Here is a 17,905-nt window from a genome sequence, read left to right on the forward strand (position 1 = left end):
CGACCGTCGTCGATACACTGCCGCAGAAGCCGCCTGAACTTTCGCTCGCGCGGCGAATCGAACCGCCATCCTGCCCTTGCGGATACACCATGAAAAAGACGTTACTCGCCTTCGCGTTGTTCTCCGTCGCCCTGGCCGCAACCGCCGCCGATTCCCCCAAGGATGTCCAGGCGCTGATCGCCCGCGGCGACTACTCCGGTGCCGAGGCGATGCTGCGCCAGGCGGTCAGCGAGCATCCGCAAAGCGCCAAGGCGCACTATGTCCTGGCCGAGGTGCTGGCACACGAAGGCAACATCGGCGATGCCAAGGCGGAAGCGGGCAAGGCCGCCACACTCGATCCGGCCATCCGCTTCACCGATCCCACCCGCTTCGAGCAGTTCCAGAGCAAGTTGAACCAGGCGCTCGCGCCCGAGTCGTCCCCGCGCACATCGGCACGCCAGGCGACCTATGGCGCCCCGGCCCCGGTGGAGGCAACGCCGCGGGCGAGCTCGTTTCCCCTGACGGGTCTGTTGGTGATCGGTGGCGTGATCGCGTTGATCGCGTTCCTGTGGTCCCGCCGTCGCCGTGCTGTCGCGCCACCGTTCCCCAATGCCCCTTATGGCACCCCGCAGCAGCCGCCACCGCCGCCGTACGGCGGTTACCAGGGCTATGGCAACAACTATGCTCCGCCGCCGACCTCGTCGGGTGTCGGCGCCGCCGTCGCCGCCGGCGTGGGCGGACTGGCCGCGGGCGCCTTGCTCGACGAGGCTTTCCGTTCGCATCGCGGCGAAGAGCAGGTCCGCGATGCCGGTTTCATGGGTGGCGGCAACGAGGCGCCCCAGCCCTCGCAGCAGGCCTATGACGACCTGCGCGACGAGCCCATCGACATGGGCAACAACGACAGTTCATGGGACCAGGGTGGTTCTGACGACAGCGGGAGTGACGACAACCAGTGGTGATGGTGCGTCCATGAGTCCCCTGTAGAACACAATACGCCATGGCGCTTTTCCGGCCGACCCCTGTGCTAGGTTTAGCCGGCAGGGGGCGAAACACCGGGAGTAGCGAGAGATGTCTGTCATCCATCGAGCGGGCCGTCACGGCCTGTGGGCAGGGTTGTTCGGTTGTGTGGTCGCTTGCGGCGCGTCGGGCGCCATCGCGGCCACGTCGCCGGGATTCAATGTCGGCTCCGCGAACGTTGCGATCGCCGATCCGCCGGTACCCCGGCCACCGGGCAAGGCGTGCACGGTGCAGCTCTTCAGCGGTTTCACCTTCCGCGATTTCTCCGACCATCCCTACAGCTATGCGCCACCGACCGGCTGCGGTACGTCGTGGTCGAAGGTGGTGCTGGAAGCAGACTTCTCGGTCACCGCAGGCCGCCAGTTCGATCGCACCGCCTCGGTGTGGCTGGGCGGGGCCAATGTCTATTTCGGTACCACGCAGGAGCCCTCCGCCACGGTGTCGCCCAGCTGGCATATCGAGCGCGACGTCAGCGACTTCGCCAGCCTGCTGCGAAACCCGCAGACCGGTCAGGCGATCCTCGGCAACGTGGTCGACGGGACATACACCGGCGTGATCAGTGGATCGGCGCGGCTGGTGTTCTATCCGGCCAACGTCCTCGCGCCGAAAGTGGATGCCCCCGATGCGGTTTTCCCGCTGTCCGACGGAACAGCCGGCGGCACCGTCGCACTGAACACCGGCACCGACCAGCTGTCGCGCACACTCACGTTGCCGACCAACATCGAGCGCGCCTACCTCGATGTATTCGCCCAGGGCCAGGGTGGCGACGAGTTCTGGTATTCCTGCGTGCCCGATGCACAGAGCACCGAGGCCCAGAGCTGCGGTGGCGGGGCCTATCGTGAGGTGCAGGTGTCGATCGACGGACAACCCGCCGGCGTCGCGCCGGTGTATCCGTGGATCTTTACCGGAGGCATCGATCCCTACATGTGGCGCCCGACGCCGGGTGTGCAGACGTTGAACTTCCTGCCGTACCGCGTCGACCTCACCCCGTTCGCCGCCCTGCTCAACGACGGCAAGCCCCATGCGCTCGCGATCGGGGTGACCGGCGCCAACGGCAACTTTGCCGTGACCGGCAACCTGTTCGTGTACCAGGATCCGCATCGCAAGGTACTCACCGGCGCGGTGACTGCCAACACGCTGGCCGGCCAGCCGGCGGTGGCGTCCGTGGACAATCGGCTCACCGACAACGCGGGCGTGATCGGCGGCGCCATCGCCACCCATGCCTCGCGCAGCTTCCGCACCGCCGGCTACGTGGATACCTCACGGGGCAGGATCGTCACGGATGTGAACCAGACCGTGGCCTTCGACAATACGCAGTCGTTCGCCATCGATCCGTCGCGTTACCTGCAAGGCATCGACCAGCTGACCACCGTGGACAGCACCACGAAGACCCGCCAGGGGCCGTTCGGCATCGCCGTCACCACCGAGACGCATGTCGATTATCCGTTGAAGGCAAGCTTCGGCACGACGTTCGATGGTGCCGGCAACGTCACCGGCGCGCCCAGCGCAGTGACGCAAGGCTTCTCCCGATCGTTCGTGAAGAAGGTGGGCGGCCTGGTGCTCTACCGCAGCGACGTGGACAACAGCATCGACACGGCGGACACCCTCGCCTTTACCAACGGCGCGGTGTCGGGCCATAGCGGCCAGCGCAGCACCCAGGTGTTCCGCTTCAAGGACAACCTGGGCAGTTGCTACGGCCGTGACGTCGTGACTGCGGCGGGCGTGCTCAGTGCGGCGACCGACGGCGGCGACTGCGCACGGGGCCGCAACACGCTGCTGTGGTTCACCCATCCGGACAGCTCGCCGGATACGTCGCGCACGGAAGATCCGGGCCTGTTCTGATCCATGCGAACGTCGTGGCCGACCCGCTTCCACGGCGAGCCGGCCACGCCGCCAGCCAGCGGACCTATAATGGCGGTTTAGTCCGTATCGGTACCCGCCCGAGCATGTCCAAACTGAAGAGCAACCAGGTCCTCGTGACCATCGGCACCGCCTGCACCCTGTCGGCCGTCGGCTCCACCGAGACCTATCAGGCCCTCGTGGCCCACTCCGACGAATTCCTGCCGCTGGCGGCCTTCGATGCCGGCCTGGTGACGCTCGACCCGGAAGCCGCCCATGCGGCGGATGGCATGCGCTGGACGCATGGCGACCACGCCGGGCAACCGGCGACGATGGACGAGCTGCGGCGGCTGCATGGGGATGCCCTGCGCGCCAACAGTGGCATCCGCCATGTACCGCATGTGCGTGAACTGGCCCCGCGTGTCGTCACCGACATCGCCGCCCCCTTGCCGCACGACCTGGAAACCGTGGGCCTGCGCCGCCTGGCCGGCCTGCGCTACGAGGACATCCGCGCGTCGAAGCTGAAGGACATGCACGGCCTGTTCCAGGACGATCCGCTGCTCAGCCCTTCCCTCCAGGCGCAGTTGTTCGCCTATGGCGCGTTGGGTGCGCTGGCGGGCCTGCCGCGACCGTTGTCTGAACTGGTCCCCGATCCCTTCGGTTTCCGCGTGGCCTCGGCCACCGCCTTCGGTGGCAACGAGGCGCTGGGCCAATGGCTGCGCCCGGATGCGCCGCTGCCGGAGGAAGGCTTCCCGAAGGACACCTTCGCCGTGCGCCTGGCGCATTCGCTCGGCTCGCACGGACCTGCGCTCGTCTCCACGATGCTTGCGCCCGCGTACAGCATCAGCCGCGTATTGAAGAATCCGGAACTGCGCGAGTCGCTCCGCTCCGACGAAGTGGGTTTCATGCGCGTACCGCAGGCACCGCTCACCGCGGTGGGCGCGTGCGCGTCCAGCCTGGTGGCGCTGGCCGACATCGCGCCGCAGTTGCTGTTCGACTACCCCGGATTCCAGAAACCGAAGATGGTGCTGCTGACCGCGGCGGACGCGGCGCTGCAGCCGCGCTTCGGCATCCTCGAGGCGTTCGGTGGCGGCGCGCTGATGACCGGCGAGAAGCTGGCCGCCAAGAACGCCGCGCACGACGACGGCAACGTGCGCAGCGTCCACGACGCGCTCGCCCCGTTCGATGTGGACGCCGACGGCACGGTGGTCGGCCATGGGGGCTCCGGTTTGCTGGTCACCACGCTGGCCTTCGCACTGGACCAGCAGCTGGATATCACCTCGATCATCGTCGGCTGGGGCCAGAGCGCCGAAGCCGGCGGCAAGGCGCACTTCGCGGGCGTGGGCTTCGGCGGCGAGAACGCGCTGGTGCAGGCCCTGGACATGGCGTTCGTGGGCCACGGCTATGGCGTGCACGATTTCCACTACCTCGCCGCGCATGCCACGGGCACGCGCACCAATTCCAAGACCGACCTGGCGACGGCGCTAGCGGGCCTGCGTGGCGCCGCGCAGCGGCAGGATATGCAAGGCGAATTGCCGCGCCTGGTGGTCGGCACGCCCAAGGCGGTCGGTGACGGACACACCATGGGGGAGACGGGGCTGAAGGCACTCTCGCAGGCGCTGCAATTCGTGCTCGGTCGCAAGGCGCCGGGCGTGCCTACCCTGCGCCGCCTGGACCCGGACCTGGCCGATGTCGCCGGACATTTCCAGCTGCACGCGCAGCCGTCGGAAGGCAACGCCAACGGGGGCGCCATCTGCGCCACGCAGGGTTTCGGTGGCTACAACGGCGCGGTGGCGCTGCGATCGGCCACGCCGGAGGCCCTGGCAAAGTACGACTGCGATCCCGCCGCCTTGCAGGCCTACCTCGAAGCGTGGCCCACGCTTCGCCGCGAACGCGAGGCGCGGGAGCGCAGCGCACGTCGCAGCCCCGCGCTCGCGTTGAACATGGCCGAACGGCATCGCTGGATCGGGCTTGAGTAAAGCCTCACTGATAAATGCCATTGCCGTAAACGCTTAAGCCTTACCGAAATCACGTAAAACGCGTCGCATCCACGGCCTATACCTGAATAGCATTTCCGCTTTTCAAGGTTGTTTATGGTTCTGGCGAGACATGTCAGAGGGGTGTCTCTGATCGAGGTCTTGATGGCGGTACTGGTCTTCACGGTCGGCCTTCTCGGCTTGTCCAGCCTGCTCATCGTATCGTTTCGCTCCAACCAGGTCGGGTACCAGCGCACCCAGGCGGGGTTCATCGCGACGAGCATGGCCGACCGCATGCGCGCCAATCCGCTGGGCGTCTGGGCCGGCGGCTACAACTCGTCGTCGTATCCGATCGACGGTACCCAGGCCTGCACGGCCACGACAGCCTGCACGCCCGCCAAACTCGCGCTACGTGACCAATACCTGTGGAGCAGCCAGCTGCGGGCGTTCCTGCCCAACGGCAAGGCGTCCATCGCGTGCACCAACGGCGCGACGCCGGATACGGCCCAGCTGGCGGTCAGGCCGCCGTACGCAGGCAATTGCGTCATGCTTATCAGCTGGACGGAGCGCAACGCCGGCGACAGCGACCACCAAGGGGTCGACACCCGTACGTTCGTCTGGAACTTCCAGCCATGACGCGGCTGTCGCGGGGATTCTCGCTGGTCGAACTGATGATCGCGATGGCGTTGGGCCTCATCGTGGCCGGCGGCATCGTCAGCGTGGTGCTGGCCACCTCCGCCAGCAGCGTCGTGCAGACGCAGCTGGCCAAGCTGCAGGAAGAAGGACGATTCGCGGTCGCCTCGCTCACCGCGGACCTGCGCATGGCCAACGCGCAGTACTGCTCCAACGTCGGCGGGCAGTCGTCGCCCCTCTCAAACGGCGTGATGTCGCTGGATCGCTACCTGCGCGCGCCGCAGGTGCTGGTGTCCGGCGCTACGCTGCAGGCCGCCCTTGCCGACAACGGCACGAAGTGGGGCAGCACCAGCGGCAGCAATACGTATCCGGTCGCGCCCATCGCCGCGTTCACCCTGCCCGCCTTCCTGGCGCTGCGGGGCTACGACTGCACCGTGAGTTCCTGCACTCCCGACGACCCGAGCGTGGCCGGGCTTCCCGCGCAGGGCAAGACGATCGGCAATCGCGTGCCGGGCAGCGCGGCCATCACCCTGCGCTACCTCGACGGCACTCGCGGCTGGTCGCTGGACGGTATCAACAGCACCGTGACCCTGAGTGGCAACGCAGTGGCTAGCATCGCCGTCACGCCGCAGACCGGCGAGCCGCCGTTGACCTCGTACGTCGCCGGCGACCTGATGATGCTGGCCGACTGCAACGCGGCCCAGGTGTTCTCGGCCACGCTATCCGGCAAGACGTTCACGCCGGCGACCAACCTTGCCAGTGTGATGCGGCCTTCCGGCGTCTCGCCGAAACTGTTCGACTTCAACCGCGACATGCGTACGGTGTCCTATTACCTGCAGGTGGTGAGCGACAACAACGGCAACACCACCGGCGCGCTGATGAAGCGGGTCAACGGGGTGGCCGCCGAAGTGGTCAGGGGCGTGGAGCGTCTCGACTTCCTCTACGGCGTGATGGATGCCGCGGGCAACACCAGCTACCGCACCGCGGCGCAGATCGACGGGGCCACCACCTGCGCCTCGTCGACGGTGAGCATTGCCGGTAGCGACCCGGGCTGCATGTGGCGATCGGTGCAGAGCATCGAGATCCACCTGCTCATGACCGGGCAGATCCCGCTGTATTCCCTGAAGCCGACCGATCTGCAGTATCAGTACTACGGCGACCCCGCCGTGGCGGGCGCCGCCGCCCCGGGCAACGCCGCCCGTGCGGTCATGCCCAGCCAGCAGGGCTTCGACGATCATGTGCTGCGCCGCGAATTCTCCACCGTGGTTTCCGTACGGAACTACAACCCATGAGGCGGCAGCGTGGCGCGGTACTGGTGCTGGCCATGGTGTTCCTGCTGGTGCTCACCATCGTGGCCATCAGCACGTCGGGCCGATCGCTGCTGCAGGAGCGCATGGCCGGGGCGATGCGCAACGCGCAGCAGGCCGAGTGGTCGGCCGAGAACGCCCTGCGCGGCGTGGAGTGGAACATCTTCAACGGCGTCGGCGTGGCCTGCTACAACTCCAGCAACCCGTCGACGATCAGCGGCAAGGTATCGGCGTTCCGGCAGTCGTCGGTGTGGCTGGTGGATGGCGCAACCGAATACAAGGGTGCCGGCGTGGCCGTGGACTACACGACCAAGAGCACCGATCCCGCGCTGTCCACCGCCGTGCTGGCGCGCAACCCCTGGTACATCGTCGAGCTGCTGGGCCAGGACCTGGCACCGAACACCGGCACCAGCACGGCGAAGGAAGCCGGATCGTCCGCGTCGGCCACCGCCAAGTTCTATCTCTACCGGATCACCGCGCGTGCCAGCGGTGGCAGTCCCAACACCCTGCGCGTGGTCGAGACCACGTTCGTCACCCCCAACCTCCTCGCGTGCACACTGAGTTGACGATGCCCATGACGGCAAGCCCGCACTTCGCCCGCCGCCTGCGCCTCGTCGCGCTCTGCCTGATCGCGGCATGCAGCCTGCTGGCGGGCGTGGCCGCCGCGACCACGGTCACCGTCAGCCGCACGCCGCCGGGCGTCACCTCGAAGGTCGCACCCAACATCGTGGTCACCTTCGACGACTCAGGTTCGATGAACGCCACCTCCATCCCCGATGCGATGGATGGCTTCTACGACAAGAAGTACTACTACTCGTCCAACGGCAACCCGATCTATTTCGACCCGAAGGTCACCTATGTCGTTCCACCGGACGCCAGCGGCGTGCCCCTGGGCACACCCAGCTACACCGCCGCCTGGCGCGACGGCTACTGCGCCAACACGCTGACGAAGACCTGCTGGTCGCCCAACACCGGCACGTACCTCGCGCCGGTAGTCGTCGACCTGAGCAAGGCCTTCTACGCCGGTTTTCTCGCCAATACGCTGGCCGGCAACTCGCCGTGCTCGCGCAACGCGAACGAGACTATCACCTGGTACACCACCGGAGGGCGTACCGGCTGCCAGCAGCTGGACATTCCCGCGTCCGTGCGCGGAACGACCACCGGCAGCACGACGACGACCACGTCCACCACCACCACGTGCACGTTCCTCGGCTGCCCCGCGGCCTTCATCGGTTTCAGCGGCACGCGCACGGTGACCAACAGCGACGGCAGCGTGAGCGTGTGGACCTGCACCTCGCCTCTGGTCGTCCTGACCAGTTGCACCACCGTGACCACGGTGACCATCACCGTCACGACCACGACTACCGACACCGGCGGCTTCTACTACGTTTGCACCTCGCCCGCCGTCGAGTCCAGTTGCACCTATCACCTGGTCGCCAACGAGTCGGCGGCCATCCAGCAGAACTTCGCCATCTGGTACAGCTACTACCGCTCGCGCAATCTCAACGCGCGCGCCGCCGTAGGTCGGGTATTCGGTAGCCTGGCCGACGGCTCGGTACGCGTGGCATGGCAGACGCTGCAGTCACAGTCGGCCAGCGGCAGCTACAACGCGTCCGGTGTCTATGCCGGAGCGTTCTACGGTCCGCTCGCCTCGACCAGCAAGATCCTGGAGCTGACCAACGCACCCACCGGGTGCACCACGACCAGTACGGCGGATACCTGCTGGCGCAGCCAGTTCATGAACTGGCTGTACGGCGCGCCGGCCAGCGGCGGCACGCCCACCCGCGTCGCCACGCAGACGGCAGGCGAGTTCTACAAGCGTCGCCTGACCACATCGCCAGCGGCGCAGGATCCCTACTGGAACGGCAGCACCAGCACCCCCGGCGAGCTGACCTGCCGGAAGAACTTCAACATGCTGGTGACCGACGGCTTCTGGAACGGCGACAGCCCGGCCAAGGCCACGCCCAGCGACAACGTATCGCTCACCCTGCCGGACGGCACCACCTATGCCACCTCTGGTACGCCGTCCACGGTGTACTGGAACCAGACGGGCACCACCGACCCTTCGCTCGCCGACATTGCGTTCTCCTACTGGGCGAACGACCTGCGACCGGACCTCGGCAACAACGTGCCTCCGTACTATGCCGACCTCACCACCGGTATCGCCGGGCCGTCCACCACCGTGAACTCCACCACGCCGGGCAGCAACACCGAGGTGTACTTCAATCCCGCCAACGATCCCGCCAACTGGCAACACATGTCCCAGTACATGGTGACCATGGGCATTTCCGGGAGCCTCAACTACCCCGGCGACTATGTGTCGCTACGCAAAGGCACGAAACAGTGGCCGACGCCGGATACCAACGGCGGCGCGAACAACATCGACGATACCTGGCATGCCGCGATCAACAGCCGCGGAGGCTACTTCAGCGCGGCCGATCCCACCTCGCTGGTCAACAGCCTCACGACGATCCTGTCCTCGGTCATCGCCAGCAGTTCGAGCTCGCTTACGCTGGCGCTGAGCACCAACGTGCTGACCACCAACGCGATCGCCTATTACGCCGGCTACAACACCACCGACTGGAGCGGTTCGCTGCTGGCGCGCGCCATCGGCTCCAATGGTGCGGTCGGCAGTACGCTGTGGTCGGCGGGCGACCTGCTGACCGCGCGAATCGTCGGCAGCGATCCGCGGCTGATCGTCACCGCCACGGGTCCGGGCACGGGTACCGCGCAGGCCCTGGCCTATACGACGATGACGACGGCGCAGAAGGCCATACTCGACTCCTACGACGGCAGTGGATCGATAGCGACGGCGGACGGCCTGGGCTCGCGGCGCGTGGACTGGCTCGGTGGCGTACGCACCCTGGAAGGCAGCACCTTTCGCACGCGCACAACGCTGCTGGGCGCGATCTTCAGCTCGCAACCGGCCTACGTCGGCGCGCCCGACAGTGGCTATAGCGATACCTTCCCCGCCGGCTCGCCCGAGGCCAAGGCATTGGCCGCCGACGGGACGACCAGCTATTCGGCCTTCCTCAGCCGATGGGCGACGCGTCCCGCCGCCGTCTATGTCGGCGCAAACGACGGCATGCTGCATGCCTTCGATGCGCGTATCGCCGGCACCAGCGGCGCCCAGCCCGGCCGGGAACTGTGGGCGTACATTCCGGCCAGCGTCTACCCGAACCTTCCCGCACAGAGCCGGCTGAGCAACTTCACCTTCACGCCCACAGTGGACGGCAGCCCGGTCACCGGCGACGTGTTCTTCAACGGTGCCGACAGCCAGAGTAAATCGACCGCCGGCTGGCACACGCTGCTGGTCGGTTCGCTACGTTTCGGCGGCCGCGGCGTGTTCGGCGTGGACATCACCGATCCGTCGGCGTCGACACTGGGCACCACCAGCGCCGTGGCGTCGAAAATCCTCTGGGAATTCAATAGCGACAGCATTTCCACCGTGGGCACGCCGGCCAACCTGGGGTATACGTTCGGCACGCCCGTGATCACGCGCGTCGCCTTCACCAACACCGACAAGTCGGTGGGTCGTTGGGTGGTGCTGGTGCCGGGCGGCTATTTTCCGGATGGCAGCACGGCCACGGCGGCCGGCAACACCTATAGCTCCCTGTTCGTCCTCGACGCCCAGACCGGCACGCTGCTGAAGGAGATCCGCACGCCCTCGGGCAGCGGCAGCACCGCCAGCCACGGACTCACCACCCCCGCGGTGGGCGATTACGACGGTGACCAGGTAGCCGATGTGGCTTTCGCCGGTGACCTCGACGGCAATATCTGGCGCATCGATCTCTCGGCGGCGACGCTGGGCGCGACCGCCGGGTCACAAGGCGTCAGCCTGCTGTTCAAACCCGCCGTGGCCAACGCGCAATCGGTGACCACGTCGCCGCGTCTGCTGGCCGATCCCACCTCGTCCAATTTCCTGGTGGTGTTCGGTACCGGGCGCTACCTGAGCACCGCCGACACCGCCGATACGACGCAGCAGGCCTTCTACGGGCTGCGCGAGCCGGGCACGACGGTCGGCACACCGATCACCGTGGCCGCCGGCAACCTGGTGATGCAGTCGATGACCCTGGACAAGACCAGCGGCGCGATCGGCGTCACCGGCAACGCCGTACCCGCGGGCAAGTCGGGCTGGTACCTGCCGCTGTCCAGCGTGGCCGGCGAACGTGTCGTGGTCACGCCGGCACTGGATTCCAGCAACAATACGGTGACCTTCAGCACGCTGATTCCCACCGCCAGCGACCCCTGCACGACATCGAGCTCGGGCTCGGTCATCGCCCTGGACGGCACCACCGGCGGCGCGGCGTTCGGCGTGTCGATCGGCACCGCGGTGACCTTCGGGCAGGGCTACACGCTGGCCGGTGCGCAGGTCAGCGGGGCCGCCAGTTCCGGTGCCTTGTACACGGCGGCCAGCCTCAGTGGTGGCACCTCCTATCTGCCCGGCCAGGTCACCGCGTCCGGGGCGACGGCCGGCACCAGCATCCCCACCGCGCGTCGCCGCTCGTGGCGCGTACCCAACAGCGGTAACTGATATGCACACGTTCCGACATCGCCGCGGCTTCACCCTGCTGGAACTGATGATCGTGCTGGTCGTGATGGCGATCCTCGCGGCCATCGCCGTGCCTTCGTACACCAAATACGGGTACCGGGCACGACGCAGCGACGGCCAGAAGCTGCTGATGAGCATCGCCAACGCGCAGGAGCGCTATTACGCCCTGCACAACGCGTACGCGGACCTGGCGACGATCGGTTATGCGGCATCCACTACGGCAAATTCCGAAGCGGGCTATTACACGGCATCGGTCACCGTGACCGCAGTGGCATCGCTGGATGCCCAGGCCTATACCGCTACCGCCACGCCCGTTCCCCAGGGCGCGCAGGCGCGCGATGTCTGCGGCGCGCTGTCCCTGACCAGCACGGGCGTCAAGGCGCCCGCCGGCACGACCAGCAACGGCACATGCTGGTGAAACGCATGCGCACGCGACGACAGGCTCGGCACCGCCAGCATGGCTTCAGCCTGCTGGAGCTCGTGGTGGCGATCGTCGTCGCGGCGATCCTTGCCGCCCTGGCCGTGCCGTCGTTCCGCACCATGGTGCAGAAGCATCGCCTGCGCGCCGCGACGGACAGCCTGCAGGCAGCGGTGCAGTACGCACGCACCGAGGCCGTCGTGCGCGCCAATTACGTGTCGGTATGCGCCAGCGCGGACGGGGCCACGTGCTCGGCCAGCAATCGCTACGACACCGGCTGGCTGGTTTACGTGCACCCGGTGGCAACCACCACGGCGACCGATGTCTACACGGCTAACTCGTCGGCCGGCATGCAGCTGCTGCGCACGGCGACTGCCTTCAACGGGATCTCCGCGGTCGCCAGCGACGCCGCCGTGGTGACCTTCGGCCAGCAGGGCCAACTGGTGCCGCTGGCCTCACGCACCAACCCCAGCCAGCCCATGGCCTTCGTGCTGTGCGCCGGTGCCACCGGCACCACCACGGGCGCGAACACCACGGCCGTGCCGGGGTCCCGCATCGGGGTCAGCCCCTATGGCGGCATCGCCTCGACCAAGCTGGCCAGCACGGACGCGTGCACGCCGTAACCCGCTCGCTCAGGCCAGGACGTTCAGCTCGACGGGAATCACCGCATCGCCGCTGATCACCTGCGCCTGGCCGTCCTGCATCATGAACTGGATCTGCATCGTGCGCTGGGTGAGTGCCGCCAGGGCTTCGACGGTGGCGGGCGCCACGTCGACCACCGACACGTTCTTCGTCCGTGCCACGGCTGCGGCCGTCTTCTTCCACCACACCTCCGCGCCACGACCGCTGTAGGTGTAGACGATGACCCGGTTGGCGCGACCTGCCGCGCGACGGATGCGCTGCTCGTCGGGCTGGCCCAGTTCGATCCACAGGTCGACCTCGCCGGTAAGTTCCTTGCGCCACAGGTCCGGTTCGTCGTCGGCGCTGAGCCCCTTGCCGAACACCAGCGCGTCGTCCGCGTTCAGGGCAAAGGCCAGCACCCTCACCATCATGCGCTCGTCGGTTTCCGACGGATGCTGGGCGAGTGTCAGGGCATGGGCCTGGTAGTAATGCCGGTCCATGTCGCTGACCTGCAGGTCGGCCTTGAAGACGGTGGATTTGAGTGCCATGGGGAGTGCGCTTCGCTTCGGGTCAGCCGCAAAGCGTACAGGAAGCCCGGCAGCGCCATGCGTGGGCGGCGTGCCGTGGTTAAAATGACCGACTGCCCGTCGAAGGATACCGTCCGTGCCCCACTACTCCGGCCCGTTGCTGACACGTCCCGTCGTCGAGGCCTGGGATGCGGCACACGCCCGTGGCGAGGACGCCTGGCGCGGCTCGCTGGACCTCGGTCGCTCGGACGACGAGGTGCGCCTGCACGGCGCAACGTGGAGCTGGCGCGGTGGTTCATTCCCGCACCCCGGCAAACTGAAGGACCGCACCATCTACTGGTGGGACGGCGAGGCGTTCGCCCCGGTCTCGCGTTTTGCCGACTCGCTGATCAAGCTCGTTCCCACGCCCTGGGGCGCGCCCACCTTCGAGATCGACGGCATCAAGATGTTGCCGACCGCCAGGGAATCCCCGTTCGACGACGCACGGCGCAAGGTCGCCCTGGTGCAGCCGCGCGGCAAGGTGGTGCTGGATACCTGCGGGGGCCTGGGTTATTTCGCCGCCTGCTGCCTGCAAGACGGCGCGGCACGGGTGGATTCGTTCGAGAAGAACGACGACGTGCTGTGGCTGCGCACGCTGAATCCCTGGTCGCCCGATCCCGATGCCCCGGGCCATGGCGGGCGACTGCGGCTATCGCATGCCGACGTGTCGGTGGCCATCGCGGGCATCGCCGATGCGTCGGTGGACGCGCTGTTGCACGACCCGCCGCGTTTCGGCATCGCCGGCGAACTCTACTCGCAGACGTTCTACGGACAGTTGGCCCGTGTCCTGCGGCGTGGCGGCAGGCTGTTCCATTACACCGGCAGCCCCAACAAGCTCACCAGCGGACGCGACGTGCCGCGCGAGGTGGCGGCACGGCTGGACAAGGCCGGTTTCAGGGCCGAGCCCGCGCTCGATGGCGTGTACGCGACACGCCGCTGACGCGGAACGCGCATCCCGTCGCTGTCGCGGCCCGTATGATCCTCACGACGCCCCCGTCCCCGTGAGGCCCCATGTCCGTTACGTCCGCTCGTCCCGTGCTCGTCCTTGCCGCCTGCGCCCTGGCGCTGCCCGCCGCCGCCATGGAACGTTACGTCGGTACCGCTTACGCGCGCGGTGGCACTGCCGTGCTCTATCGCGAGGTGCACCTGGGCGATGCCTCACGGCATCTCATCGTGTTCCAGTGCCCCGATGGCAAGCCCTTCGCACGCAAGCGGCTGCGCGCCGGCACGATACCGACGCAACCGGACTTCGATTTCACCGATGCGCGCAACGGGTACGAGGACGGCGTACGCGGCGACGGCGCGCAACGTGTCGTCTACGTGCGCCGCGTCGGTGGACAGCGCAGCGAGCAGGCCCTGACGGTACCGCCCGATGCCGTCATCGATGCGGGATTCGACGTGTTCCTGCGCGCCCGCTGGGACCAGGTGGTGGATCGCGGCGCCTCCGCGCCCTTCCTGATGACCGGCAAGGGCAAGTTCTTTCCGGTCAAGGTCGTCGCATCCGGGCGGGAGGGCACGGAGCGACGCATCGCCCTGAAGCTGGACGCCTGGTATGGCTTTGCCGCACCGACGATCGACGTGACCTACACCGAAGCCACACGACGCCTGCGTCGCTACGAAGGGCCGGGTACGATCCGCGACGCACGCGGCAAGCCCGCGGACGTCCGCATCGAGTTCCTGCCAGCCGATCGCACCGAAGGCGTGCCCGACACCGCGTGGGACCAGGCCCTGGCCCTACCCCTCGATGGACGCTGCCCCGCCTGAGCCGAGACGCTCCAGCGCGATGGCGAGCGCTGCCATGGCCAGGGCCCAGGTGACCGCCAGCCACGTATAGCCATGCCACGACGGCGCGGTGAGCAGCACGGTATGCCAGCCGCGCGCCGCACCGGCGTAGGACAACGGCCCGCCGATGGCGCCCAGCAGGGCCGCCGGCCAGGGCCTACCCGCCAGCCACCGCATCGGACCCGGCATGGTCACGGCGAACGCGGCCCACAGGCCGAGGATCCAGCAGGGCGGTCCACCCGGCCACGGTGCCGGCACATCGGCCGCGTAGCGCACGAAGCCCAGCGCGGTGGCTCCGCCATCCACGACAGCACCGAACACGACGGCCAGGCAGGCAAGCCGGAGCATGAGGCGACGCTCGCGCGCCATCGCGACCTGCCAGGCGACGAAGGCCACGGTAAACCCCGAGGCCATCCAGCCGTGTTCGCCACCAGCGGCGATGACCACCGCGAACCACAAGGCTTCGTAAACGATGAAAGTGACGATCGGGGAACGCAGCAAGGGCTTGTCCGGAAGCAAACGTTAGCGTTGTCTACGTGACGGCGCCCGCCAAGGATGCACCCATGGCACGCAGCGGTACAGGTGACGATTGCGGGCGACCCCACGAGGCTGTTAGCGTCCTGTCTCCCGGGGGATAGGCGTTCCATCGCCGTGGTCAACGAGTTCAGGAAAACATCGGCGCTGGTACAGACCATCGGCTTTGCCGTGGGCGTCATCATCGGCGTCGGCCTCGCGGTGGTCCTGTTCCAGGACTACCAGCACCGTGTCCAGGCGGCCCATGCACAGGCGCGGACACTGGCCGATGGTGCGCAGCGCCTGATCGATGCGCGCCTGAGGCAGCTGGAAGTCGCGCTGATGGGTATTTCGGCCAGCGCGCACGACCTGACGCTTACGGTGCCCAACGAGGCGAAGCCCCTGCTGGCGGACAGCCTCAAGGACGCGATCGCGCGCCACGACCAGGTGGAGAGCATCGTGCTGCTCGACCCGGCGGGCCAGGCCGTGGGCCCCGGTGACGGCGAGCCCGCCATCATGCAGTGGATCGGCTCGCCGGCAGCCGGTACCGACCTGCGCATGGGGCCCATCGAGCGACACGGGAAGGGCTGGGTCATTCCCCTGGCCGTGCCGTTCGTGGACGGCGGCTGGCTGCTGGCACGCATGAACCAGGAGGACCTGCAGGATGTCGTCGACAACCTCCACGCGGGGTCGCAGGATGTCGCGACGGTCGTCGACCTGCACGGCACGATCGTCGCCCGCACCGGTAACCATCCCGAGCTGATCGGCAAGCCGGTCGACATCCTGTTCGATCCCCAGGATACGCGTGCGGGCCGCCGTATCAGCCAGGTCGACGGCGTGGATCGCGTCATCTCGCTGGCAGCGCCCGGCCGCTATCCGCTACGGGTGGGCTTCGGTGCGGCCAGTGCCGCCCTCCTCGGCAACTGGTACCCCGTGGTGGCGCTGACCGCCGCGCTGTACCTGCTGTACTGGATCGCACTGTGGTACATCCTGCGCCGGATCGGCCGTGCCGAACGTGATCACCTGCGCTATGTCGGCGAGATCGAAACGGCCGAGCGGCGCTTCCGCATCATCTTCGACAAGAACCCCATGCCGTCCTGGGTGTACGACACCGATACCATGCGCTTCCTGGTGGTCAACCAGGCGGCCATCGATGCCTATGGCTATACGCGGGAACAGTTCCAGGCCATGACCCTGCTGGACATCCGGCCCACCACCGATGCGCGCGCTCTACGGGCGGCCGTCGAGGGACGTGGTGGTGGTGACACCCTCGATAGCCGGCCGTGGACGCACCGCCGCGTCGACGGCAGCCTGTTGCAGGTGCTGGTCCATGGGTCCGACATCGATTTTCCCGGCCACGTGGCCCGGCTGGTGGTGGTCGAGGACGTCACCGAGCGGCTGCGCAACGAACGGGTGCTGCGGCACCGGGCCACGCACGACGCGATTACCGGTCTGCACAATACCGACGCCCTGCTGGACTTCCTCGACGAGGAACGTCGCCGGGCCGGCGGCTACGAGCTGGCCTTCGTGCAGCTGCGCGGGCTGGAACTCATCAGTGACACCTTCGGACAGGCTGTGGGCCAGGATGTGCTGCGGGTCATGGCCGACCGGTTCGCGGCCCTCAAGGGCCCCGGCACGGCCGTCGCCCACCGTCCGGCGGAAACCTTCGTCATGGCGATCATGGACGAAGCCAGGCGCGGCGAGACGCTGGCCGCGCTGATGCGTGCCGTGACCTCGCCCGTCAGCGTGCACGGCATGCTGCACATCCTGGAACCGCGCGTGGGCCTGGCGGTGCATCCCCGCGACGGCGACCGCGCGGAGAAAGTGCTCGGCGCCGCCGCCCTGGCGGCGCAGATGGGCAGCGGCGCGCCCGGCACGTGGCACGTCTTCGAGGCGGCCATGGCCGCCGCGTCCATCAACCGCCTGAAGATGGCGGCGCAGATCCGCAGCGCGCTGGACGAGGACACCTTCACCGTCCATTTCCAGCCCATCGTGCGCAGCAGCGATGGCGACATCGTCAGCATGGAGGCCCTCATCCGTTGGCCGTTGCCGGATGGTGGCTTCGTCGCTCCCGACGTCTTCATCCCGCTGTGCGAGGAAACCGGGCTGATCGTGCCGCTGGGACACCGGGTGCTGCGGGAGGTGGGGCGTGCCTACGTCCGCATGGCACACGCGGGTTTCCCGAACGTCGCGCTCGCGGTGAACGTATCGGCCGTGCAGTTGCAACGCGACGACATCGTGGCAGCGATACGACAGACCATCGCCGAGCAAGACCTGCCACGCGGTGCCATCCAGGTGGAACTGACCGAAAGCGCGGTCATCGGCGACCAGGCACTGCGTGCGATGGAGGCGCTCAGGACGCTCGGCGTCCCCGTGGCGCTGGACGATTTCGGCACCGGGTTTTCCAGCCTCGCCTACCTGCGCGACCTACCCATCGATGCGCTGAAGATCGACCGCGCCTTCGTCGCCGAGATCGACTCGGAGGTGCGCTCGGCATCCGTATGCGAGGCCATCATCACCCTGGGCCGTACGCTGGGGCTGCAGGTGATCGCCGAAGGCGTGGAGCGCGCGTCGCAGGCGGAGTGGCTGGTCGCGCACGGCTGCGATTACCTCCAGGGCTATCACGCCGCCGTACCGATGTCCGTGGACGATGTCATTGTCTTCCTCCAGCATCGACGCAAGGCACCCCGGGCGTAGAATGA

14 protein-coding genes are annotated in these 17,905 nt (G+C 67.6%); 12 read left to right on the forward strand and 2 right to left on the reverse strand.

Features of this window, described 5'->3' with window-relative positions:
• The first annotated feature begins 89 nt into the window (after nt 1-89).
• From FA89_RS14420 to FA89_RS19345, 9 genes are all read left to right on the forward strand, one after another.
• Nucleotides 90-938, forward strand: a complete 849-nt coding sequence (locus FA89_RS14420; protein WP_036141487.1) for a tetratricopeptide repeat protein — start codon at nt 90-92, stop codon at nt 936-938.
• A gap of 109 nt (nt 939-1,047) precedes the next feature.
• Nucleotides 1,048-2,838 carry a peptide-N4-asparagine amidase gene (locus tag FA89_RS14425; protein WP_081916628.1) on the forward strand — a complete coding sequence of 597 codons (1,791 nt, stop codon included), beginning with the start codon at nt 1,048-1,050 and terminating at the stop codon, nt 2,836-2,838.
• A 104-nt stretch (nt 2,839-2,942) separates the two neighbouring features.
• Nucleotides 2,943-4,814 carry a hypothetical protein gene (locus tag FA89_RS14430; protein WP_036141490.1) on the forward strand — a complete coding sequence of 624 codons (1,872 nt, stop codon included), beginning with the start codon at nt 2,943-2,945 and terminating at the stop codon, nt 4,812-4,814.
• A gap of 114 nt (nt 4,815-4,928) precedes the next feature.
• Nucleotides 4,929-5,447, forward strand: coding sequence for a type IV pilus modification protein PilV (gene pilV, locus FA89_RS14435; RefSeq protein WP_036141492.1), 519 nt, complete (start codon nt 4,929-4,931; stop codon nt 5,445-5,447).
• Complete coding sequence (locus tag FA89_RS14440) at nt 5,444-6,736, forward strand: PilW family protein (protein WP_036141495.1); 1,293 nt, start codon at nt 5,444-5,446, stop codon at nt 6,734-6,736. Before pilV ends, FA89_RS14440 begins: the two co-directional genes overlap by 4 nt.
• On the forward strand, nt 6,733-7,317 hold the full coding sequence (locus FA89_RS14445) for a pilus assembly PilX family protein (protein ID WP_036141499.1): 585 nt from the start codon (nt 6,733-6,735) through the stop codon (nt 7,315-7,317). The genes FA89_RS14440 and FA89_RS14445 overlap by 4 nt, the downstream gene beginning before the upstream one ends.
• 8 nt (nt 7,318-7,325) lie before the next feature.
• On the forward strand, nt 7,326-11,285 hold the full coding sequence (locus FA89_RS14450) for a pilus assembly protein (RefSeq protein WP_185754386.1): 3,960 nt from the start codon (nt 7,326-7,328) through the stop codon (nt 11,283-11,285).
• 1 nt (nt 11,286) lies between these two features.
• Nucleotides 11,287-11,721, forward strand: a complete 435-nt coding sequence (locus FA89_RS14455) for a type IV pilin protein (RefSeq protein WP_036141504.1) — start codon at nt 11,287-11,289, stop codon at nt 11,719-11,721.
• On the forward strand, nt 11,712-12,344 hold the full coding sequence (locus FA89_RS19345; protein WP_051938815.1) for a GspH/FimT family pseudopilin: 633 nt from the start codon (nt 11,712-11,714) through the stop codon (nt 12,342-12,344). The genes FA89_RS14455 and FA89_RS19345 overlap by 10 nt, the downstream gene beginning before the upstream one ends.
• Before the next feature lie 9 nt (nt 12,345-12,353).
• Here FA89_RS19345 and FA89_RS14465 read toward each other — a convergent pair whose 3' ends face one another.
• Nucleotides 12,354-12,890: a YaeQ family protein gene (locus tag FA89_RS14465; protein ID WP_036141506.1), complete on the reverse strand. Its 537-nt coding sequence runs from the start codon at nt 12,888-12,890 to the stop codon at nt 12,354-12,356.
• Between the two features lie 115 nt (nt 12,891-13,005).
• Here FA89_RS14465 and FA89_RS14470 point away from each other — a divergent pair, with 115 nt between their 5' ends.
• Both FA89_RS14470 and FA89_RS14475 read left to right on the forward strand, forming a co-directional pair.
• Nucleotides 13,006-13,848, forward strand: coding sequence for a class I SAM-dependent methyltransferase (locus tag FA89_RS14470; protein ID WP_036141509.1), 843 nt, complete (start codon nt 13,006-13,008; stop codon nt 13,846-13,848).
• A 71-nt stretch (nt 13,849-13,919) separates the two neighbouring features.
• On the forward strand, nt 13,920-14,672 hold the full coding sequence (locus FA89_RS14475) for a hypothetical protein (protein ID WP_036141512.1): 753 nt from the start codon (nt 13,920-13,922) through the stop codon (nt 14,670-14,672).
• Here FA89_RS14475 and FA89_RS14480 read toward each other — a convergent pair.
• Nucleotides 14,643-15,191, reverse strand: a complete 549-nt coding sequence (locus FA89_RS14480; protein ID WP_185754387.1) for a DUF2878 domain-containing protein — start codon at nt 15,189-15,191, stop codon at nt 14,643-14,645. The two genes, FA89_RS14475 and FA89_RS14480, sit on opposite strands and share 30 nt — an antisense overlap.
• 150 nt (nt 15,192-15,341) lie before the next feature.
• Here FA89_RS14480 and FA89_RS14485 point away from each other — a divergent pair, with 150 nt between their 5' ends.
• Complete coding sequence (locus FA89_RS14485; RefSeq protein ID WP_036141515.1) at nt 15,342-17,900, forward strand: bifunctional diguanylate cyclase/phosphodiesterase; 2,559 nt, start codon at nt 15,342-15,344, stop codon at nt 17,898-17,900.
• Nucleotides 17,901-17,905: the final 5 nt, after the last annotated feature.

Source organism: Luteibacter sp. 9135, assembly GCF_000745005.1.
Classification (GTDB): Bacteria; Pseudomonadota; Gammaproteobacteria; order Xanthomonadales; family Rhodanobacteraceae; genus Luteibacter.